We start from the raw sequence: 20,612 nt of genomic DNA on the forward strand, positions 1-20,612 counted from the left end.
ATGTCCGCGAAGTTCAATGAAGCCAGCCGCCTCGTGGCTGAAGACTGTGCGAAGCGCTCGCACGAAGGCACGATCGATTTCGCCTCGGTGGTGCGCGCGCTCGGTGAGGCCGGCGTCGAATCGTACTTCACCGATTACCGTCGCGGCGAGCATACGTACTATGCGCCCGGCGGCGAGACGCACGCAATCGTATTGCCGCTACCGGACATCGCGATTGCGAATGCCTTCGACGCCGACGCGGTCAACCAGGCCGTGCGCGGCGCGCAAAGCGGCGCGGTCAAGTACGCGGAGTTCGTGAGCCGAACCATGGCTGCGGGATGCATCGGTTATTTCGTCTGGATCGCGGGACGCCAGGTGCAGTATTTCGGTCGGCGCGGCGAAGTGCACGTGGAGCGCTTTCCTCAATGACGCCTGACGCTTTCGCGAGGGACATTCAGGCGGCGCTCGCGCCGCACGCCGACGCGGAGCGCGCGCTCGCGATGCGCGCGTACATGCGCCACCAGTTCGAATTCATCGGCGTGCCGACGCCGCAGCGGCGGCAAGCGGTATTGCCGGTTTTCAAGCGGCTGCAGGTGGAGAACGCCGATCATCTGCTGGCGTGTGCGCATGTTTTGTGGACCCTTCCGGCGCGCGAATTCCAGTATGTCGCGACGGATCTGCTGGCGCGTAAATGGAAGGCGCTGGGGATCAACGACATCGCGCATCTGCTGACTATCGCGCAGCAAGCTTCGTGGTGGGATTCGGTCGATCCGCTCGCGGGCGTAGTCGGCGACGTGCTGAAAGCGGCGCGAGTCGAGACGCCACAGGCGCAGGCCGTCATGGACGCGGCGCTTCAGCACGAATCACTATGGGTGCGGCGCATTGCGATGATTCATCAACTCGGCTGGCGCGAGCATACCGACGAAGATCGTCTGTTCGGGTACGCGCGTGCGCTGGCCGCGGAAAGCGACTTCTTTATACGCAAAGCGATCGGCTGGGCCTTGCGAGATTACGCGTGGCACGCGCCCGACGCGGTGAGCGGCTTTCTGTCGGCTTCACGCAACCTTATTTCACCGCTCAGTCTGCGCGAAGCGTCCAAGCATCTGCCTTCGATTAGCTGACGCTTTGAACGCTCGGACTTTTGCAGCGGTGACAAAAACGCAAATGAAAAGCCGCTTGTTAACGGCGCTTTATCCGAAAACTTGAGAATTATATTTGACGCGTTAAATGCGGTTTAAAAGTCTGTAGTCATCGCTTAGTAACATGCGTGGGCAATACTCCGCAGCGCTGCAAGTCAGACCATATTTCGCATAAAACGCGCTGCTCCCATTGAGGGCTGACGCGAAGGCCAGACCCCGGGGGGTTCACATGACTATTCGTCATCGCATCACGCTATTGGTTGTTCTGATGTTCGTCGCCTTGTCGGCGATTGGCGGCTACGCTGTCTACCAGACGCGCGGCAGCGCGGCCGAGGTGCGCAAGGTAACCGAAGGCGTCGTTCCGAGCGCGCTCGCTTCCGCCGACCTCGTGTCGCAAGTCAAAGACGTGCAACTCGCCACGATGACACTGGTCTACGCGCCCGACGCCAATATGGTCGCCCAGGCTCAGGACGAACTGAAAAAGAAGCGCGCTTCGTTGCAACAGGCGCTTGCGTTGCAGGATAAAGACGCCGCGAGCCACGCCCAGAAGGGCCTGGTTTCGCAAGCTAAAGACAGTCTCGAGAACTATTTCTCCGCGATCGCCGAGACGGCCAAAATGAAGGCCGACGGCAAGAACGAACTCGCGCAGGCCTATCTGTTCGCCAATGTCGCGCAGTATCGCGACGAACTCGAAGGAATCGTCGAGACCTTGCGCGTCGAGAAGAATCGCGAGAAAGACGAGGCGATTACCGCGCTGAACGCCACACTCGCCACGACCACCACAGCGATCGCGGCGGTCACGGGTATAGCGATCATTCTGCTGACTTCGATCGGCTCGCTGCTCTACCGTCAGATCACGCGCCCGCTGAGCCGCATGCAGGCCATGATGAGCGAGATCGCCTCCAGCCAGGATTTCACGCGGCGCGTGCCGGTAGGCCGGCTCGATGAAATCGGCCATTCGATCGTCGCCTTCAACGGCATGATCGAGAAGATTCAGGAGAGTTCGGCGCAACTCAAGCAGAAAACCGCGGACATTCAGGCGATGTTGCAGAACATGCAGCAGGGCATTCTGACGGTGATCGACGGCGCCGTGATCCACGCGGAGTACTCGGCCTATCTGGAAGACATCTTCGAAACGAAGGACATTGCCGGGCGCGGTTTGATGGATCTCGTCTTTGCCGACACGGACCTCGGTTCGGACGCGCTTTCGCAAGTCGATGCGGCCGCGCATGCCTGCCTCGGCGAAGACTGCATCAACTTCGCGTTCAATCAGCATCTGCTGGTCGGCGAGATTTCCCGACGCATGCCCGATGGCCGCGTGAAGATTCTCGACCTGAGCTGGTCGGCGATCACCGATGAAAACGACGTGATCGTGCGCCTGATGCTCTGCGTGCGCGACGTCACCGAATTGCGCAAGCTGGCTGCCGAGGCCAGCGAACAGCGCCGCCGACTCGACATGATCGGCGAAATTCTCGCGGTCAGTGAAGAGAAGTTCCACCATTTCATCGAGAGTTCGGCCGGCTTTATCAGCGAGAACGAGCGGATCATTCGCAAGCATTCGGCGGCGGATCACGCGGCGATTGCCGAGTTGTTCCGCAATATGCACACCATCAAGGGTAATGCCCGCACTTATAACCTGCAGCATCTGACCAACGTCGTTCACGAAACGGAACAGAGCTATCACGAGCTGCGCCAGCCGGACGCGGGCCGCTCGTGGGATCAGGAGCATCTGATGCGCGAACTGACGCGCGTGCGCGAAGCGATCGAGAGCTACGCGAAAATCAACGAACAGAGCCTTGGCCGCAAGGGCAAAGGCCAGCTTAACGACGCGGGCAACTCGGCTCACTACGTGATGGTCGCGAAAGAGCATATCCAGCACACGCTGAGCATGCTGGAGCAGACCGACGCCGGCGAACTGCGCGAACTTCAGTCCATGCGCGAAGCGCTGCGCCGCACGCTGCGGGCACTGGGCAGCGAAAGCGTGCGCGACGCGCTGTCCGGCGTGCTGGACTCGCTGCCGTCGCTTGCGAGCGAGTTGGGCAAGCCCGCGCCGAACGTGCATATCGACGACAACGGTTACCGTCTGCGTGGCGAGGCCGGTGGCACGTTGAACAATGTGTTCATGCATCTGTTGCGCAACTCGATGGATCACGGCATCGAAACCGCCGAGACACGCAGCGAGCACGGCAAGAAGCCGGCCGGCACGATCCACATTGAAGTGGGCGTGGACAGCGGCGCGTTGCAGATCACGCTGAGCGATGACGGCCGCGGCCTCGCGCTCCATCGCATTCGCGGTATCGCAATGGAACGCGGCTGGATTGGTAGCAACGACACGCTGAGCGATGAAGCGATCGCCGATTTCATTTTCCGGCCGGGCTTCTCGACTGCGGAAACGGTCACGGAGTTGTCCGGCCGCGGAGTCGGCATGGACGCCGTGCGCGATTTCCTCAAGCGCGCGAACGGCAGCATCGAGCTGCGCTTTACCGACGATCAGAAGGGCGCGGCGTTCCGTCAGTTCCAGACGATTGTTTGCCTGCCGGATAGCGTCGCCGTCGATACGCTCGGCGTGGAAGCACGCGGCGAAGCCGGCGCACTGCAACTCGACGCGATGGCGGACTGAGCGCCGCATCGGCGTACGGCGCGACGGAATTCGAAGGAACGGTTGTGATTCAACAGTACGTATTGGCGGCGGCAGCAGGCAGCGCGGTGACCGCGTTGCTGGCATTTGCCGCCCACAAGCTGCACAGCGCGAAGCTGACGGCACAGTTGCGCGCCGAAGCGCGAGCGCGGATCGACACGCTCGAAGCCGGGCAGGCCCAGCATAGCGCCGCCATTCGCGAGTGCGAGCAGGCCGAGCAGGCATTGCATTCGTTGACCACGCAGCTACGCGAGGAACTCGCGCTCCAATCGGCACGCGCGGACGAACTGCGTGACGCGCTGAAAGCGGCCACCGAGGACAAAGAACAGTTGGCGCATCAGGCCCGGCAGATTGCCGGCGAGGCCGAGCGCCTGAAGAGTCTCGGCGCGACATTCGAGCGCTGGCACGAACAGATGATTTCGCTCATGACGCAAAACCACGACATGCACGCGAAGAATCAGGAGCTGTCCTCGATTGTGCGGCACGTGGTGATCGTGTCGCTGAACGCGTCGATCGAAGCGGCGCGAGCGGGTCCGGCGGGCCGCGGCTTCGCGGTGGTGGCGAGCGAAGTGCGCGCCCTCGCCGCGCGTTCCGAAGAGTTGTCGAAGAGCTATCGCGACAGCCTGCATCGCAATGACTTGACCACGACGTCGACGTTTCAGGACATTCAGGCCGGCGGCAAGATGATCGCGGCGTCGCTCGCCAGCGTCGAGTCGCTGGCCAATCAGTTTCATTCGAAGCTGCACGAGGTGGCGGTGTGATTTCGGCCCACGCCAGGGACAGCTTCGAGCGCATTTTCCGCCAGGCCGCCGAGGCGCGCTTGCCGCTGGATGCCGGCGATCTGTGCGAGATTGCGCCGCTTGCCGAGGCCGGCCTTGGCGCATCCAAAGACTCGCAAGTGGTCGTGCTGACCATTTCGTCGATCGTGTTCAGGCTGCTGCTGATCCTTCGTTTCGACGAAGACGACAGCACGCGAGCCTACTACCTGAAAGACACCGCCGACGAACGGCACTTCCAGGAGGTCTTTCTGGAAATCTGCAATCTGTGTTGCGGGGCGATGAATCAGGCGTTGTTGCGCTACTTTCCAGACCTCGGCATGTCGACGCCTTACGTGCTGAACGCGCGTTGCCTGCCGCATCTGCATGAATTGAAGCCGAGTCTGCTGTCGTCGTATTCGGTCACGCTGAACGGTACCGTGCGGCTCGCCGCGACGGTATGCGTGTGTGCGCATGCGCCGATCGACTTCATCGCCGACACTGGCGCGCTCGAAGAAACCAGCGGCGAGCTGGAGTTGTTTTGATCAGGCGGCGAATCCCCGCTGCGAGCAGGAACGCAACATGAACATGAACAAGCCGGTCAGCAAGGTGCTGGTGCTGGACGATTGCCCGGCTCACAAAGAGGCGCTGAAGCGCTTTTGCGACGAGAACAACCTGGTCGGCGTCAAGGTCGGCAAGAACCGCTTGCAGTCGGTGCTGCGCTCGAATATCGATCTGGGCGCGGTGTTGTTTGCCGAGCATTACGGTGGCTCGCCGGAAGCTAGCGCCGAGATCGCGATCAGGATCAACGCGGTGCGTCCCGAGTTGCCGATCATCATGAGGCGGGACGACGGTCCTGGCATGGACGGCTTGCCGGAGAGCTTGCGGCGCGTGGTCTGCGCGGCGTACGTTGCGCACGATATGGCGCCGCTGCGGCAGGTGATCGACGAGTACATCTTCAGCCTGGATTATCCGAACGCACTGGTGCGCGGCATCGCCGACATGACACAGGCCATTCTCGGCGACGTGTTCAAGGATCTGACCATCACGTGCGACACGCCGCATATCGTGCGCGACCGCATCATCTTCGGCGAGGTGTTCAGTCTGATTCCGCTCGAAAGCGCATGGTGCCGCGGTTACATGATGATGCAGGCCGAAGAGACACCGATTCTCGACCTGCTGGATCGTTACCGGATGATCGACGACGCGCAACACGGCGAAGCCGATTTCCGCGACCTGAACAGCGTGCTCGGCGAAGTGACGAACCTGATCTGGGGTTCCTTCAAGAACCGCTATGTCGGCGATGCGGACGCCTGGGCGCGCAGCCAGGTGCAGGTGCCGCTGCTGGTGAATCACAAGCACAAGTACATCTCGTTCGGCAGCGGTAATCCGCAATTGTGCTTCACGTATTGGTTGAAGGACCCGCAGTCGAGCCGGGCGGTCAAGTTGCATCAACGTTTTGTGTTCAGCCTGAGCTGGTCGCCGGAGGATTTCAAGGAAGTCACGGACGACGTCGGCGCAATGGTCGAGGCAGGCGAACTGGATCTGTTCTGAGTGTGATCATAGGAAAAAACATGTCGAAAATTCTGGTGGTGGATGATTCGAGCACGGTGCGCGACGAAGTGGCCGGCTTTCTGAAGAAGAACGGTCTTGACGTCGACACGGCTGTGGACGGCAAGGACGGCCTCGCCAAGCTGAAGGCCAGCCCCGGCATCAAGCTGGTGATCAGCGACGTCAACATGCCGAATATGGACGGCCTCACGATGGTCGAGAAGATTCGCGGCGAGCTCGCGAACAAGACCGTCAACGTCATCATGCTGACCACCGAGAGCAGCCCGGCGATGAAGGAGCGGGGCAAGGCGGCCGGCGTCAAGGGATGGATCGTCAAGCCGTTCAAAGGCGATGCCGTGCTGGAAACGTTCCGCAAACTGGCAAGCTAGACGCTGCTACGCGGGAGTCGCACGTAAAGGTGAGTGTTTTCGGGAGCCGCGTGCGAACGCGTCTTTGAGTCGGTTTCCGCATTCGCTGCGGCGGTCGAAACACGCTGAATACGCGAACAAACCGATCCGCGCGGTGATTGAGGCCGCGCATTCGGACACGCTCGCTCGTTCAAAGGTGAGGATATTCGGGACCTTTCCTGTATCGCGTGAAGGCGGTCAGAAAGCATGGTTCGTTGAGGTGCGCGGCCCGTGCGCATGCTCCGCTCAGGGACCTCGGATCGAACACGGTGAGTGGCGGAATCGATCGGCACTCACCCGGCCCCTGTTTCAGCACGATGGTGTCGAGGGCCGGACCACATCGTTCAAAACACCCATTCTCTCGCGCAAATCGCGCATTTCCATCTTGAGGCAAGGCCCGCACACGCACGGCCGCTTACCTGGGTATGCAAATTACTCAGCCGGTTCTAAAGGTGAGGGTTTGCGGGAGTGGCCTGTTCTCAAGCATCCGGGCCACGCCCAGCTTGCCCTTGCGGCCTGCCCCCAAGCTCGAAAGGTGAGCGTTTTCGGGAGCAGTTCAACGCGCGCCTCGTGCCAAACCCAAAGCGCTCCATGCCAAAGGTGAGCCTTTTCGGGAGCGAGACGGCAACGCTTACGGGGCGGCACATGCGGCGTGCCATATCACGTTCCGAGTTGAAAGAGTTGGGAAGAAATTGGCAACCTTGGGGGCTGTTCCGCGTTTTGAGAACACCCGCATGCAGGGATGATGGCGACGCGGACGACAGCGGGCGCGGATTGACTATATCCGCACGCCAGGTGCCTGTCTCTGAACAACGATCGTCTCCTGGAATCAGTTGGATGAGTCAGCATATTCTTTTCGTGGGCGCCGATGCCGGCTTGACTGCCGTGGTGGGCGAATCATTGCGCGGCCAGGGCTGCGGTGTGTCCGCACGTCCGCCGGGCGCCGGGCTCAAGCATGTGGTCGAGATGGAACGGCCTTCGCTGCTGGTGCTCGACATTTCGGCGCCGCATGGCGATGGTCTCGCCGTCTTGCACGACCTGCGCATGGGCGGCAACGATGTGCCCGTGATTCTGCTCTCGGCGAGCAACAAGGCGATTGATCGTGTGATCGGTCTCGAACTCGGGGCCGACGACTTCATGAGCAAGCCCGCCGACCCTGCCGAACTGCTCGCCCGCATTCGCGTGCTGCTACGGCGGCGCGGCACGGTCGCTCCGGGTGCGCCGGAGACGCGGCCGCCGTATCGCTTTGGCCGCTGCGAACTGAACTTCTCCGCGCGCGAATTGCGCCGCGACAACGAGCACTTCGCGTTGCGCAGTTCCGAGTTCGCGTTGCTCAAGATCTTCGTCAATCACGCGATGACCGTGCTCACGCGCGTGCAGCTCAACGAGAAGCTGCGCGGCAATAGCGTGTTGCATCAAGGGCGTAGCCTCGATGTGTCGATCTGGCGGCTGCGTCGTCTGATCGAAATCGATCCTTCCGAGCCGCGTTACGTGCAAACCGTGTGGGGACGCGGCTATGTGTTCGTGCCGCACGGCGAGCTGGGTGCGGCCGAGCGCGGCGCGCTGGTCGCGCCCGGCGTGTAGATCAGCGGCGAGCGACCCAAAAGGTGAGACTTTTCGGGAGCGCTCGACGCGATCCAATGTCGCGCCGTTTTTCGCTCCGTGTTTTGCGCCGTTTTTGCTGGTTACGCCGGCTTCGCGATCTCGCGAATGTCGGCGACCGGCGTTTGACCGAAAGCATCGCTCAATGCGTAGTCGAGCAACTGGGTAGCGCACTGTTCAGGCGACGATAGTTGGCCGCTGCGCTTGAGGTCTTCGAATTTCTCGCGCATTGGAAACTGTTCGGCCCCGCTTCCGCGAATCTCGGCCTGCATATTCGTATCGATCACGCCCGGCGCCAGACTGCAGATACGCAGCGCGCGATTCGCATCGAGCGAGACGGCGCGCGCGTGATGATCGAGCGCGGCCTTCGTCGCACAGTAGATGCTCCATCCGGCATACGCGTTGCGCGCCGCGCCGCTGGAGATGTGCACGATGCGCCGGTCGGTTGCGTCGGCGGCGGCTGCGGCGAGCGCGCTGGCGAGCATCAACGGCGTGGCGACATTGAGGCTCACCGCGTTTGCGATGGCCGCCGCGTCTTGTCCTTCAATCGGGCCGATCGGCTGCACCATCCCCGCGTTGTTGATCAGCAGCACGGTTTGCGCGCCGCTGACGAATTCGCGCAGCGCATGAGTCGCGATCCATTGCGAGACGCGGGCGGTGTCGGCGAGTTCGAGTTCGATTTCTTCGAGCAGCGCCGGGAAATGGTTTTTGAGCGTGGCATGATGCGAGCGGGACAAACCCAGCACCGCGATTCCGCGAGCAAGAAGTTGTTCGGCGAGCGCCGCGCCCAGGCCACGGTTGTGGCCGGTGACGATCGCACGGATCGGAGAAGAGGTGGTCATGTCGGTCCTTGAAATCGTTGGCGTGAGCAAGGCCGCTATTTTCTCACGCAATATTTTCCTGCGTCTTGCGCCCTGTGCCGACCGTCAGACGCGTTCATGTCCGCGTACGCTCAGGTTCAAGGCGAGCGAAAGCGTTCCCGATACTGCATGGGCGTCGCGCCGATCCGCTTGGTGAAGACAATGCGCATGCGATCTGCTGTGCCGAAGCCGCAGTCGTACGCGATCGCCTTGAGCGCCGCGCCACTGCTCTCGAGCAGCTTGCGCGCGGCATCGACACGAGCACGCTCGACGAATTCATGCGGCGTCACGCCGGTCTCCTGCACGAACACTCGCGCGAAGTTGCGCGCGCTCATCCCTGCGACGTCGGCCAGTTGCTTCACCGTGAAGCTCTCGCGAATCCGTTCCATGACGTGCGCCTGGACTTTGGCAACGGGCGACGTCTCGTCGACGGGCGCGGTCAGGTAGGGGCTGAACTGCGACTGGCCGCCTTGCCGCTGCGCGAACACCACCAGGCGTTTGGCGACCGCGAGCGCGATGTGCGGCCCATGATCTTCAGCAACCAGGGCGAGCGACAGATCGATGCCGGCCGTCACGCCGGCTGATGTGACGAGTGGTCCGTCGCGCAGGTAAATACGGTCGAAATCGACGCGCGCGTTGGGAAATTGCGCCGCCAGTTGTGCTGCATGCTGCCAGTGCGTGGTGACGTGGCGGGCATCGAGCAGGCCCGCGTGGCCGAGCGCGAATGCGCCGGTGCAGATGGAACCGTAACGGCCGCCCTGCGTGGCGACATTGGCGAGCCATTCCAGCACACGCGCGTCGGGCGCGCGATCGGGCAGCGCGGGCCCGCCCGCGACAAGGGCAAGATCGAACGGACGACGCGCTTCGCTGAAGGTGGCGTCGGCGACCAGCGTCATGCCGTTGGACGCTCGCAATGGTGCGGATCCCGCGCCGATCAGCTTCACCTCGTAGTGATCTTCGGGCGCGGTGAAACGGTTGGCTTCGGAAAACACGTCGACGGGGCCGGCGACGTCGAGCGCCTGCACGCCGGGAAAGATGGCGATCGCAACGGTGGGCATCGAAAACTTCCTGTGACGATGGACGGACTCCGCATGCCGCGGCAGTCAACGCGGTGCGTTTGGCAGTGTTCAACGGTCCACGACGATTGTTCGCGGCGGCGCGTTGACCAATACTGGACTTCACCGGACGCGTTGCTTGAATCGCTGAAAAAAGCGCCGCGGACCAGCATACCAAACGCGCTTTCAAGTCACAAAGACCGCGCGTTCCGTTCATTCGAATCCATTACGGAGTTCATTGCATGACCACGATCGCAGGCATTCAGATTCCCGACAGCATGATGGCGCGCGAAGCCACCCAACTCGTGCGCGATACCGAAACCGACTTGCTGTATCACCATTCACGGCGCGTTTTTCTGTTCGGCTCGCTGGCTGGCGCGCGCAAGCAGCTGAAGTACGATCCCGAACTGCTGTACATCGGCGCGATGTTTCATGACATGGGACTGGTTGCGCCGTATAGCAGCGAGCACGACCGCTTCGAGGTGGACGGCGCGAACGCGGCGCGTGATTTCCTGCGCCGTCACGGCATTGGCGAGGACGACATCGATCAGGTGTGGAACTCGATCGCACTGCACACGACGCCTGGCATTCCGCAGCATATGAAGCCGGTGGTCGCGCTGGTCACGGCGGGCGTGGAGATGGACGTGCTGGGACTCGCCTACGATGAATTTACCGAGCACCAGCGCCACGAGGTCACGCACGCGCATCCGCGAGGCGCGCATTTCAAGGAAGGCATTATCGACGCGTTCGCGCACGGCACCATTCACAAACCGGAGACCACCTTCGGGAACGTGAAAGCGGACGTGCTGGCGCTGAAGGACCCGCATTACCATCGCGAGAATTTCTGCACGATGATTTTGGGTTCGGCGTGGAAGGAGTGAGTTGCCGGTGAGCGTTACGAGCCAATTCGGAGCAGATGACATAGGCGCTCAGCCCCTGCCATGCAACGCGGCGATCTCCTGCAGATCGAGATCGTGTTCGAGAATGGTCAACAGTTCATCGTGAAGCAAGCCCGTTCGATGCAGATGCAATAGCTCGATGCGAGCCGCGGAGACGGCTGCCAGCACAACGTCGTAATGGGCAGCGCGTTCTGCGGCGGGGAAGGCTGCTTCGTTCTGATAGCCCTGCGTGATGCGCGCGCGGTAACTGTACTGTTCCAGCAAACGTGGATGAATCACGCTGCCATCCGGCCCGTGCACCAGCGGCTGGATCGCGGCGAGTTGCGCGGCTTCGAGCCGTGCCCACGCCTGCGGCTCGGTCAGATGCCGTGCGTTTCGTTCGGCCGCGTGGTCCGGATTGATCCATTGAATCAGTGGTCCGATCGTCGTGCCCTGCCCGAGCACCGTTACCAGAATCACGGCAAATGAGGCGACCAGAATCAGATCGCGGCCGGGCATGGTCTCCGGCAAGGAGAGCGCGATAGCCAATGTGACCACGCCACGCATGCCCGCCCAACTCGTGACAGTAGCCGAGCGCCAGTCGGCCGTGCCGCCCTCGCGACGCGTCAATTTGCACACGAGCGCTTTCAACCATTCCGTCACGAAGACCCACACGAAGCGTGACAGCACGACCGCCGCGAGCACCGCGCCGACGGCCGGCGCGAATGCGGTCAACGTATCGCCGACGCCGCCCAGCCGCACGATCACGCCGCGCAGCGATAGCCCGATCAGCATGAACACCAGCGCTTCCATCAGGAAGATCAGGACCTGCCAGAAGGCGGTGCCGCGCATTCTTACCGCGGCCGAGAAGACTTCGTGCTGATGCCAGCCGAGCACCATCCCGCAGCTCACCGTCGCGATCACACCCGATACATCCAGCACGTCCCCGACGATGTAGCTGATCCAGGCAGAAAGCGTCGATGCGACGATGACAAGGTACGCGTCGTCGAGATAGCGCAGCAGCTTGACGACCAGGAAGCCGACCGCTACGCCTACCGTCACGCCGCCCAACGCGAGCACGGCGAAGCGTCCAATCGCATGCTGTGCGCTGAAGGTACCGGTTAGCGCGGCCGCGACGGCGAAGCGGAACAGCACGAGGCCGGCGGCGTCGTTGAGGAGGCTTTCGCCTTCGAGGATCACCATCAGGCGGCGCGGTAGCGCGACGCGTTCGAGCACTGCCTTCGCGGCGACGGCATCTGGCGGCGAGACGATCGCACCCAACGCGAAGCAGGCGGCCCATGGCAACGCGGGCACGACCCAATGCACGACCAGACCGACGGCGAGCGTAGTGAACGCGACGGCGCCGATCGCGAGCAGCAGGATGCCGCCGAGATTGCGCTTGAACTCGTCCCAAACGGAGAAGTAGGCGCCGTCCATGAGGAGCGGCGGCAGGAACACGATCAGGACCAGCTCGGGGTCGAGATTGAAGCGCGGGAGTCCGGGCACGAAGGCCATCGCCGCACCGCCGACCAGCAGTGCGGCGGCTGGCGGCAGCCGCAGCCGCTTGGCGAGCAGTTCCAAACCGATGATCGCGACGAGCGACAGCAGAACGACTTTGAAGCCCATGACGGACGACATGCGCGGCCTCGCTGGGTGGCAGGAGAACTACTTTTTATCACACGGTGGGTGGGGTGCCTGTGGTTGCGCCGACACAGGATAGGTGTGTGGTATCAATCACTTGGGTGGACTCTACGCAGGTTGTCCACAGCCTTGCGAACAATTTGTGGGGATAACTGACGCGCGCCTGCTAGGAGGATGCGGGTTGCCGCCAGTTGCATTCCTCCGCACCGTCGGTGACAAAACCATTCGCTTCAAGCACTTAAGCGTGCAGCCCCCGAGTTATCAACAGCCCTGTCAACACAAACTGGGGATAACGTGTCCTGCGATGCACAAGGTCTCCAAATATCTACTCCACTTGAATCGACAACCTGGTAGTTGGCACACGACCTCCGGTTGTCCGTGTCATCGGCACACGGCCGGTCTTTTGTGGGGAATATCGTTCACCAAAGAGTCTGATATCTGCGCTTGATCTCCACGGCGAGAATGCGGAGCTTATTTTCTGAAGTGAAGGCGGTGCGCCAGTTCTTGAGCCTTGGCTCAACCCCATCTGACGATTTTTGTTAAAGGTTCCTACAGCTTGCGTTGGCATTCCCTGGTCTGGGTTTGTGTGAACGCAAGTCACGCGTAATTTTAAGAGTTGTCGGATTTTCGGGTCATCTTGGTCCCTATAGGTTGCTTGTGCGTCAAACAAATACAAAGCAAGCCAATAGGGATAAAAATGAAAAAACACAGACTGTACGGAGAGGCGGCCGGATTTTCGGGCCGCCTGATGGCTGCGTTCATGTTGCTGATACTTGCGGTCAGCGCAAATGCAGACGACTGCTTCTCGCTATACGCGAAGTCCGGCGCCACGCCGGGCTCCAAGACCTGCAAGCTCGACGTTACGAGCAACACGCCGGGTGGTATGGGCAACTACGCGTGTATTAATGACCTTGTGCAGATTGAGCAGTGGTGTAATTCAACCGGCACGCCGCCGGACGATACCTGCCCGGTGGCTGACCCGGTGTTTCCCGCGAACGGGATTGTGACTCTCTCTGAAACTGACTTTGCAAGCGGCGACACGTCGCCGCTTGTGTTCAGTCGTAGCTACCTGTCGAAGCCGTTCGATAAAGCGCAGATAGCGATGGGTGGGTACTGGGCAAGTAACTGGCAGCGACGGCTTGATCTGACCTCGGTCAATGCAAGCACGCCGAAAATCACCGCGTATCGGAGTAATGGGCAGCCTCTGATATTCAAATGGGTTAATGGCGGCTGGGCGGTGCCGGGTACGTCGGGTCTTTCGCTCATGAAAGCTGGCGACGGATACTTCTACCTGAAGGACGAACGGCTTGGCACGACCGAAACCTACTCCGCCAGCACAGGTCTGTTTCACTCCGAGACAACACGCACGGGTATGTACCGTGAAGTTGGATACGTCGGACAACGGATGGATTGGATCGCTCAGTGGCCCGTTGATCGGATCGGGCAGGCGGCATCGCGGCTTACGCTTAGTCTGACCTATGACAGTAATGGTCGCATTCTGAGTGTAGTGCCGCCGTCGGGCAACGCGACACATTATGCGTACGATGCGAAAGGCAACCTTGTTTCCGTAACCGCGCCGATTGGATACGTTCGTCAGTACCTTTATGAGGATGCCCGCTTCCCCAATGCTTTGACAGGGGTAAAGGACGAATCCGGTTCACGGATAGCAACATGGACCTACGACTCCAGCGGACGCGCAATCTCAGTCACCCATCCGGACACGACGCGTAATGTGTCACTAAGCTATGGCTCCGGAACGACCAGCCTCAGCGATGTATCCGGCACCACCACGTACTCCTTTAACGTTGGAGAAACGTCCCGCCCTGGTTCAATTGTTACGCCTCGTGGCGCGGTCTCACGCACGTGGGATATGTCAGGGAACCTGAAGCAGACAGTTACGCCGGATGGGACTACACAGTACACCTGGGACGGCGCCGACCGGCCGACGAAAGCAGTTGCAACAGTCTCTGGCAACAGGACGGTAACGACGATTGAGTATAGCGACAGTACCTCGTTGCGTCCGCATCTGGTTGCCACGCCGGGCAAGCTCCGCGCGTTTGTCTATGACCAGGGCGGTAACGTCACTGGCTACGCCGAGACGGAGACGACCGATCTGACGGGCGAACAGGGGATGCAAGCCACTGGGACCGGTAACCAGTGGACAGTTGGTGCACGCTACGATTCGGCGAGCCGCCTTCTGTCGGCTGCCATCACACGGAATGGCTCGAAGCGTGAAGACTGGACCTACACATACGATGTACGGGGCAATGTCGAGTCAGTGCAGGATGCCGTATCTGGCTGGTCGATGCGAACGCTCTCTCGCAATGCTGAGAATCGTGCAACGCAGATAGCGGGTAATAGCGGTCAGGCGAGCATCGGGTACGACGAGCGCGGTCGCGTAAAGTCCTTTCAGTATAACGAACCGGCAAGTTCGTTAAATGGTGGACTTGCCCGTGTACTTGCAGTCGATTACCGGTACGGTCCAGATGGTACGGTGTCCTCGCGCACGGCACAGGTGTCAACAAATGGCGGCTGGTGGAAACCGATCAGTGATGCCGAACTGGGTGTCTGGCTGACGAACTGGGAACTCGGGAACGACCCGGTTGCGCCGCCTGCGAACCTGACAGGACTCCAGTCGGATGCTCCAGCATTTGTGCCTGATATGTGCGTCGAATGCTACATGGCCTGGAAGGCGTTGCCGACAGGTAAGCTATTCGGCCAGGAACTGGGCGAAACACTGCCGGCATGGCGCGAAACCACCGAGTTGATGCTGAGCGATCAGGCGCAGGTTCCCTATCCTTCGCTCGTGCCGGATTTGACGAGTTCTGCGAAGCGGTCAACGCTTTACGGCGCTCTTTTCAAATCTGGAACCGGCGACGGCGGATTAGTGAAGTGCGGTGGCCGGGAAGATCACGAAACAGCATGCTTCGCACAGTATGATGCTCAGATGACTATGTGCAATTCGGTTGCTCGTCATATGGGCGGCGCGCGGGCATTCGCGCTGTGTAAAGAGAAGGCATTTCAAATCTATCAAAAATGCAGAGGATATTAATGGAAAAAAATAGACCGTTTTCCATAGTCCTGACCTACATCGAAGATCGTCAAGAGTTTGCAGTGCAAGCGGTTGAGCGAAGCAGATTGGCACCGGTCGTGGCCGGGACGTTCGAGGTGCCGATTCTGCTGGACGAGCATAGGTTCAAGCTTGACGATGCGTTCGCGCGAAGGCTTGGGGCAGCGATGCTTACGCTGATTGCATTGGGGCAGCCTGAGCTTAACCAATACATGAGTCTTACAGAGGATCCGATCGACTAACTTGATGGAGACAATGAGAACCGAGCCTTAGAGAAATAGACTCGGCTCTGCACCTGAAAAGAGCGGGGACGCGGTTACTGCGCTGCAGGCTGCCAAGGATAGGGGCGATACAGAACGCATGGTCGCCGCGCTGGTTGACTACAACAATTGGCGCGAAGGAGGTGATTCGCGTGCCGAACTGCACGCGACTGGCGGTGTGGTGAATTGGTTGCCTTGGCAGCCGCAGTGCGTTCAGCACGATTGGCGGCGCTGCCGGTGCGGGTATGTCTTCGCTCCTTGCGCCGCAGACAAAGAACTTAGCGACGCCGTTGCAGGTGCGACGGGCTCGTCGCTGATCGGCCACCTGACCGGGAACATCGCATCGGCCAAACACCGCTTAGGTGCCTTAGCTCAACCCGCCCCGCCTCAAAACTTCAACCCCCCCGCCGCCGCTTCCTGCGATTGCACCTGCAAAACCGCATCGCGCTTATCAAGCAGATGCTGCCGGAGAATCGCGCTCAGCTTCTTCCCGTCACGCGCCTCGAGCGCCTTGAGCATTTCGTCGTGGTCGTGAATCGCCCGGTCCCATTTCGGAACCTGAAAATTCGACCTGAACCTGAGTGCCTGCAAGCGTCGATTCACCGAGACATAAGTCTGCCGCAGTGCTGAATTCCTGGCCGCCTCGTTAATCTTGTCGTGAATCGCCTGATTTCTGCTGTAGTACCCCGCCAGATCATTTTGCGTTCGGCACGCGAGCATCGCGTAATGCAGCGCCTTGATCTCGGCGAGTTCGGCCGCCGTCATCCGCTCAGCCGCCAACTCGCCCGAAAAAGCCTCGAGACCACTCATCAACTCGAAGGTCTCGCGCAACTCGGCCTCCGACATCTTCGACACGGACGCGCCGCGATTCGGCGAAATATCGATCAGCCCTTCGGCGGCCAACACCTTCAGCGCCTCGCGCAACGGCGTGCGCGAAATGCCGAGCGTTTCGCACAGCTCGCGCTCGTTCAGTTTCTTTCCCGGCTCCAGCACGCCTTCGACGATAAAGCCGCGAATGTGCTCCACCACCGTATCGTGCAAGCGCTGCCGCTCGACCTTCGGCATGAGCGGCGACGGGGAGACGCCCGCCTCGAAATCCGAATTTTGCATACAAAAGCCCTCCACATCTCATTAGGCGGGATTCTATAGGAAGCTGAAAGATTAGTTAACGGCGCGGGTAAACACCGGTGTCGACGGCCAACTTTCACCTTGGGTCGCTGAAGATCGTCTGATATAGTTTTTTGAATGCAAAATTCAATCGGAGGAGCCCAATGCTCAAATTAGACTTTCACCCCGCTGGCCGTCACTTTTTGCAGATCCCAGGTCCGAGCCCGGTGCCCGACCGTATCCTCCGGGCGATGAGCTATCCGACCATCGACCATCGCGGCCCGGAGTTCGGCGAATTGGGTCTCGCGGTGCTCGACGGCATCAAGAAAATCTTCAAGACGCAGCAGCCCGTGGTGATTTACCCGGCCTCGGGCACGGGCGCCTGGGAAGCGGCGCTGTCGAACACGTTGAGCCCCGGCGATCACGTACTGATGTTCGAGACTGGCCACTTCGCCACGCTGTGGAAAAAGATGGCGGAAAGCCTTGGGCTGAAGCCGGAGTTCCTCGGCCTGCCGGGCATTGAAGGTTGGCGTCGCGGCGTACAGCCGCAAACGATCGAGGAGCGCCTGCGCGCCGACACGCAACACACGATCAAAGCGGTGTGCGTGGTGCACAACGAAACGTCGACCGGCGTGACCTCCGACATCGCCGCCGTGCGTCGCGCAATCGACGCTGCGGGTCACCCGGCCTTGCTGCTGGTCGACACGATCTCGGGCCTCGCCTGCGCCGACTACCGTCACGACGAATGGGGCGTCGACGTTACCGTCTCGGGCTCGCAAAAGGGTTTGATGCTGCCGCCGGGCATCAGCTTCAACGCGATCTCGCCGAAGGCCATGGCCGCCAGCAAGCAGGCAAAACTGCCGCGCAGCTTCTGGGACTGGAGCGACATCGTCGAGATGAACAAGACGGGCTATTGGCCGTACACGCCCAACACGAACCTGCTTTACGGCCTTAACGAAGCGCTCGAAATGATTCTCGGCGAAGGGCTCGACAACGTGTTCGCCCGTCACGAACGTCTCGCCGAAGCGACGCGTCGCGCGGTGCGCGCATGGGGCCTGGAGATTCAGTGCGCCGATCCGTCGGTGTATAGCCCAGTGCTCACGGGCGTGATGATGCCCGACGGCATCGATGCCGATGCGGTGCGCAAGCTCATCTATGAACGCTTCGACATGTCGCTCGGCACCGGTCTCGGCAAGATGAAAGGACGCATGTTCCGCATCGGCCATCTCGGCGACTGCAATGACCTGATGCTGCTGGCCACGCTTGCCGGTTGCGAGATGGGACTGCGGCTCGCGGGCGTGCCCCTCAAGGAAAGTGGCTTGCCTGCCGCTATGGAGTGGTTGAGCCAGCCGATCAAGACGCAAGGCCTGAAAGCCGCGGCCTGAGTATTGCGCGCGACTAGCGACTCGCGGAGATAGGGAAGGCACGCGGCCCTTCCCTCGAGAAGCCGCGCTTAGAAAGCGGTCCGAACAACATGCGACGGACCCGCGGGGCAAGACGCCGACGGGCCGAGACGCAGCGCGCCATATCAGGCCCGCCGTCAACACATGCAATGGAGAGAGACGATGAAGCGGTTTCGTGTGACCAGTGCGACCAGTATCGTTCTAGTGATGCTATGCATCATGTACTTCATCACCTACCTCGACCGCGTCAACGTCAGCACCGCGGCGGCGGGTTTCGGCAAGGAATTCCATCTCTCGCATACGGAAGTCGGCCTGGTGTTCTCGGCCTTCGCATATCCGTATCTGATCTTTCAGATCATCGGCGGATGGGTCAGCGATCGTTTCGGCGCGAAACGCACGCTGATTTTTTGCGGGGCCATCTGGGGCGTCGCGACCTTGCTGACCGGCTTTGCCGGCGGTCTGGTTTCGCTGCTGGCTGCACGCGTGCTGCTCGGCTTCGGCGAAGGCGCGACGTTTCCGGCCGCCACCTCCGCGATGGCCCGCTGGGTTGCCAAGGAAAAACGCGGCTTCGCGCAGGGCATCACGCATGCGGCGTCGCGAATCGGCAATGCGGTAGCGCCTGGCCTGATCGTGCTCGTGATGGCGACCTGGGGCTGGCGTGAATCGTTTTATATCTGCGGCGTGTTCAGCCTGTTGTGGGTCGCCGTGTGGGCCATTACCTTTACCGAGCATCCGAAAGACCACCCGCGTATCACGACCGACGAACTCGCCGTGCTGCCCGCGCCAAAGCCGAAAGCCGCTGGTGTGCCGTGGGGCAAACTGTTTCGCCGCATGTGGCCGGTCACGATCGTGTACTTCTGCTACGGCTGGACGCTCTGGCTGTTCCTGAGCTGGATTCCCCAATACTTTCTGCACAGCTATCACCTGCAATTGCAGAAGTCGGCCATCTTCGCTTCGGTGGTGTTCTTCGCCGGCGTGATCGGCGACACGCTCGGCGGCATCGTGACCGACTGGATCTTCACGCGCACCGGCAGCCTGAAACGCGCACGCAGCTGGATGGTGTCGGTCTGCATGTTCTTCTGCCTGCTCTCGCTGATTCCGCTGATGTTCACGCACAGCCTGTATCTGTCGATGGCGTGTCTCGCGTCCGGCTTCTTCTTCGCGGAGATGACAATCGGTCCGATGTGGGCGATTCCGATGGACATCGCGCCGGAATTCTCGGGCACGGCGAGCGGCATGATGAATACCGGCTCGGCGTTGGCCGCGATTATCTCGCCAGTGGTCGGCGGCTTTCTGATCGACTACTTCGGCAGTTGGGAATTGCCGTTCGTCGGCAGCATGCTGTTGATGGCGATCGGCGTGGTTCTGGCGTTCCGCATGCAGCCGGAAAGCAAGTTCGCGCTCAACGCAGGCGACAAGGCTCAAGTTCCCACCAGCATGGGCGTTTGAGCACACCGTACCGTTCCCTCTCTCTTTGCCTTTGACGACATGACGACAGCACTCAGCCGGCTTCTTGCCGACGCACGCCGCAATCACGCCACGCTCGACACGTTGTCGCCGGAGCACACGCCCGCCGATGCCGCGGCAGCCTACGCAATCCAGCACGAAATCCTGGACGCATGCGGCGCGCGGATTGGCGGCTGGAAGATCGGCGCGAAGTCCGACAGCGGTCCGATCCAGGGCGCGCCGTTGCCCGACCTCGACTTGCTTGCCGACGGTGCGCGTCTGCCCCGTGAAGTTTTCGCGCCGCTGGGGCTCGAACTGGAAATCGCGTTTCGCTTCGGACGCAGCTTCGAACCGTCCACCACGCCGTATAGCGAGGACGAGGTGCGGGCTGGCATTGGTTCGATCGGCGCGACCATTGAAATCGTCTCGAGCCGCTACGCGGCGTGGCCTTCGGTGGACAAGCTCGCACAACTCGCGGATCTGCAGAACCATGGCGCGTTGATCGTGGGCGAATTCACACCGTATCGCGAGGACTTTCCGTTCGTGGCGCCGTCGGTGCGTTTCAGTTTCGACGGGCACGATGTGGTGCAAAGCACGCCTGCCAATCCGGCCGGCGATCCGCGGCGTCTGCTGACGTGGCTCGTCAATCACGCCACGTCGCGCGGCATTGCCGTGACGCCGGCCATGGTCGTCACGACTGGTTCGTATACCGGCATGTTCTTCCCGAAGAACGCGGGCACGGCAAGCGGGCGCATTGAAGGGCTCGCGCCGGTCAGCCTCACGCTCTACTAGCCGTTTCCCCTGTTATAGCCATAGGCGAC

Annotated in this window: 18 protein-coding genes; 14 read left to right on the top strand and 4 right to left on the bottom strand. The window is 61.1% G+C overall.

The features are described from left to right. The 8 genes from P0D71_RS26655 (at position 1) to P0D71_RS26690 (ending at position 8,053) form a co-directional block, all read left to right on the top strand. Positions 1-408, top strand: a complete 408-nt coding sequence (locus P0D71_RS26655; RefSeq protein ID WP_091805289.1) for a DUF1398 domain-containing protein — start codon at positions 1-3, stop codon at positions 406-408. Then, the gene (locus P0D71_RS26660) at positions 405-1,100 is read left to right on the top strand and encodes a DNA alkylation repair protein (RefSeq protein ID WP_408482904.1); all 696 of its coding nucleotides are present in this window, start codon (positions 405-407) and stop codon (positions 1,098-1,100) included. The genes P0D71_RS26655 and P0D71_RS26660 overlap by 4 nt, the downstream gene beginning before the upstream one ends. Positions 1,101-1,347: 247 nt before the next feature. After that, positions 1,348-3,738, top strand: a complete 2,391-nt coding sequence (locus P0D71_RS26665) for a HAMP domain-containing protein (RefSeq protein ID WP_408482906.1) — start codon at positions 1,348-1,350, stop codon at positions 3,736-3,738. A 44-nt stretch (positions 3,739-3,782) separates the two neighbouring features. Then, positions 3,783-4,517 carry a methyl-accepting chemotaxis protein gene (locus P0D71_RS26670; RefSeq protein ID WP_408482908.1) on the top strand — a complete coding sequence of 245 codons (735 nt, stop codon included), beginning with the start codon at positions 3,783-3,785 and terminating at the stop codon, positions 4,515-4,517. After that, a complete protein-coding gene (locus tag P0D71_RS26675; protein WP_408482910.1) occupies positions 4,514-5,056 on the top strand; it encodes a hypothetical protein in 543 nt (180 codons plus the stop codon). The genes P0D71_RS26670 and P0D71_RS26675 overlap by 4 nt, the downstream gene beginning before the upstream one ends. Positions 5,057-5,093: 37 nt before the next feature. Then, positions 5,094-6,065, top strand: a complete 972-nt coding sequence (locus P0D71_RS26680; protein ID WP_408482912.1) for a chemotaxis protein CheX — start codon at positions 5,094-5,096, stop codon at positions 6,063-6,065. 20 nt (positions 6,066-6,085) lie between these two features. Continuing rightward, positions 6,086-6,451 carry a response regulator gene (locus P0D71_RS26685; RefSeq protein WP_007178665.1) on the top strand — a complete coding sequence of 122 codons (366 nt, stop codon included), beginning with the start codon at positions 6,086-6,088 and terminating at the stop codon, positions 6,449-6,451. A gap of 855 nt (positions 6,452-7,306) precedes the next feature. Then, on the top strand, positions 7,307-8,053 hold the full coding sequence (locus tag P0D71_RS26690) for a winged helix-turn-helix domain-containing protein (protein ID WP_408482914.1): 747 nt from the start codon (positions 7,307-7,309) through the stop codon (positions 8,051-8,053). A 101-nt stretch (positions 8,054-8,154) separates the two neighbouring features. On the opposite strand, the gene P0D71_RS26695 is transcribed toward P0D71_RS26690, so the two are convergent. Next, positions 8,155-8,913 (bottom strand): SDR family oxidoreductase, encoded by a 759-nt coding sequence (locus P0D71_RS26695; protein WP_408482916.1) that lies wholly within the window; start codon positions 8,911-8,913, stop codon positions 8,155-8,157. A 116-nt stretch (positions 8,914-9,029) separates the two neighbouring features. Next, positions 9,030-9,989 (bottom strand): GlxA family transcriptional regulator, encoded by a 960-nt coding sequence (locus P0D71_RS26700; protein ID WP_091805267.1) that lies wholly within the window; start codon positions 9,987-9,989, stop codon positions 9,030-9,032. A 239-nt stretch (positions 9,990-10,228) separates the two neighbouring features. On the opposite strand from P0D71_RS26700, the gene P0D71_RS26705 reads away from it, so the two are divergent. Beyond that, positions 10,229-10,867 carry an HD domain-containing protein gene (locus tag P0D71_RS26705; RefSeq protein WP_408188026.1) on the top strand — a complete coding sequence of 213 codons (639 nt, stop codon included), beginning with the start codon at positions 10,229-10,231 and terminating at the stop codon, positions 10,865-10,867. A 48-nt stretch (positions 10,868-10,915) separates the two neighbouring features. Here P0D71_RS26705 and P0D71_RS26710 read toward each other — a convergent pair whose 3' ends face one another. Then, positions 10,916-12,502 carry a Na+/H+ antiporter gene (locus P0D71_RS26710; RefSeq protein ID WP_091805261.1) on the bottom strand — a complete coding sequence of 529 codons (1,587 nt, stop codon included), beginning with the start codon at positions 12,500-12,502 and terminating at the stop codon, positions 10,916-10,918. A 700-nt stretch (positions 12,503-13,202) separates the two neighbouring features. Here P0D71_RS26710 and P0D71_RS26715 point away from each other — a divergent pair. Further along, entirely contained in the window at positions 13,203-15,557 is a 2,355-nt protein-coding gene (locus P0D71_RS26715; protein WP_408482919.1) for a DUF6531 domain-containing protein, read from the top strand. Continuing rightward, positions 15,557-15,817: a hypothetical protein gene (locus tag P0D71_RS26720; protein WP_408185032.1), complete on the top strand. Its 261-nt coding sequence runs from the start codon at positions 15,557-15,559 to the stop codon at positions 15,815-15,817. Before P0D71_RS26715 ends, P0D71_RS26720 begins: the two co-directional genes overlap by 1 nt. A 405-nt stretch (positions 15,818-16,222) precedes the next feature. Here P0D71_RS26720 and P0D71_RS26725 read toward each other — a convergent pair whose 3' ends face one another. After that, positions 16,223-16,945 (bottom strand): GntR family transcriptional regulator, encoded by a 723-nt coding sequence (locus P0D71_RS26725; RefSeq protein WP_408482921.1) that lies wholly within the window; start codon positions 16,943-16,945, stop codon positions 16,223-16,225. 161 nt (positions 16,946-17,106) lie between these two features. On the opposite strand from P0D71_RS26725, the gene P0D71_RS26730 reads away from it, so the two are divergent. From P0D71_RS26730 to P0D71_RS26740, 3 genes are all read left to right on the top strand, one after another. Further along, entirely contained in the window at positions 17,107-18,327 is a 1,221-nt protein-coding gene (locus tag P0D71_RS26730; protein WP_408482923.1) for a pyridoxal-phosphate-dependent aminotransferase family protein, read from the top strand. Positions 18,328-18,507: 180 nt separating this feature from the next. Beyond that, positions 18,508-19,794 (top strand): MFS transporter, encoded by a 1,287-nt coding sequence (locus P0D71_RS26735; protein ID WP_091805248.1) that lies wholly within the window; start codon positions 18,508-18,510, stop codon positions 19,792-19,794. A 39-nt stretch (positions 19,795-19,833) separates the two neighbouring features. After that, positions 19,834-20,583: a 2-keto-4-pentenoate hydratase gene (locus tag P0D71_RS26740; RefSeq protein ID WP_408482925.1), complete on the top strand. Its 750-nt coding sequence runs from the start codon at positions 19,834-19,836 to the stop codon at positions 20,581-20,583. The last annotated feature ends 29 nt before the right edge of the window (positions 20,584-20,612 follow it).

It is taken from the genome of Paraburkholderia sp. RL17-383-BIF-A (genome assembly GCF_046028015.1).
Classification (GTDB): Bacteria; Pseudomonadota; Gammaproteobacteria; order Burkholderiales; family Burkholderiaceae; genus Paraburkholderia.

Excerpts from the sequence above, each read along its gene's own strand:
- P0D71_RS26720 (WP_408185032.1), top strand. The coding sequence starts at position 15,557 with ATGGAAAAAAATAGACCGTTTTCCATAGTCCTGACCTACATCGAAGAT.
- P0D71_RS26725 (WP_408482921.1), bottom strand. The coding sequence starts at position 16,945 with ATGCAAAATTCGGATTTCGAGGCGGGCGTCTCCCCGTCGCCGCTCATG.
- P0D71_RS26715 (WP_408482919.1), top strand. The coding sequence starts at position 13,203 with ATGAAAAAACACAGACTGTACGGAGAGGCGGCCGGATTTTCGGGCCGC.
- P0D71_RS26690 (WP_408482914.1), top strand. The coding sequence starts at position 7,307 with ATGAGTCAGCATATTCTTTTCGTGGGCGCCGATGCCGGCTTGACTGCC.
- P0D71_RS26655 (WP_091805289.1), top strand. The coding sequence starts at position 1 with ATGTCCGCGAAGTTCAATGAAGCCAGCCGCCTCGTGGCTGAAGACTGT.
- P0D71_RS26740 (WP_408482925.1), top strand. The coding sequence starts at position 19,834 with ATGACGACAGCACTCAGCCGGCTTCTTGCCGACGCACGCCGCAATCAC.
- P0D71_RS26680 (WP_408482912.1), top strand. The coding sequence starts at position 5,094 with ATGAACATGAACAAGCCGGTCAGCAAGGTGCTGGTGCTGGACGATTGC.
- P0D71_RS26705 (WP_408188026.1), top strand. The coding sequence starts at position 10,229 with ATGACCACGATCGCAGGCATTCAGATTCCCGACAGCATGATGGCGCGC.
- P0D71_RS26685 (WP_007178665.1), top strand. The coding sequence starts at position 6,086 with ATGTCGAAAATTCTGGTGGTGGATGATTCGAGCACGGTGCGCGACGAA.
- P0D71_RS26735 (WP_091805248.1), top strand. The coding sequence starts at position 18,508 with ATGAAGCGGTTTCGTGTGACCAGTGCGACCAGTATCGTTCTAGTGATG.
- P0D71_RS26710 (WP_091805261.1), bottom strand. The coding sequence starts at position 12,502 with ATGTCGTCCGTCATGGGCTTCAAAGTCGTTCTGCTGTCGCTCGTCGCG.
- P0D71_RS26660 (WP_408482904.1), top strand. The coding sequence starts at position 405 with ATGACGCCTGACGCTTTCGCGAGGGACATTCAGGCGGCGCTCGCGCCG.
- P0D71_RS26695 (WP_408482916.1), bottom strand. The coding sequence starts at position 8,913 with ATGACCACCTCTTCTCCGATCCGTGCGATCGTCACCGGCCACAACCGT.
- P0D71_RS26665 (WP_408482906.1), top strand. The coding sequence starts at position 1,348 with ATGACTATTCGTCATCGCATCACGCTATTGGTTGTTCTGATGTTCGTC.
- P0D71_RS26700 (WP_091805267.1), bottom strand. The coding sequence starts at position 9,989 with ATGCCCACCGTTGCGATCGCCATCTTTCCCGGCGTGCAGGCGCTCGAC.
- P0D71_RS26730 (WP_408482923.1), top strand. The coding sequence starts at position 17,107 with ATGCTCAAATTAGACTTTCACCCCGCTGGCCGTCACTTTTTGCAGATC.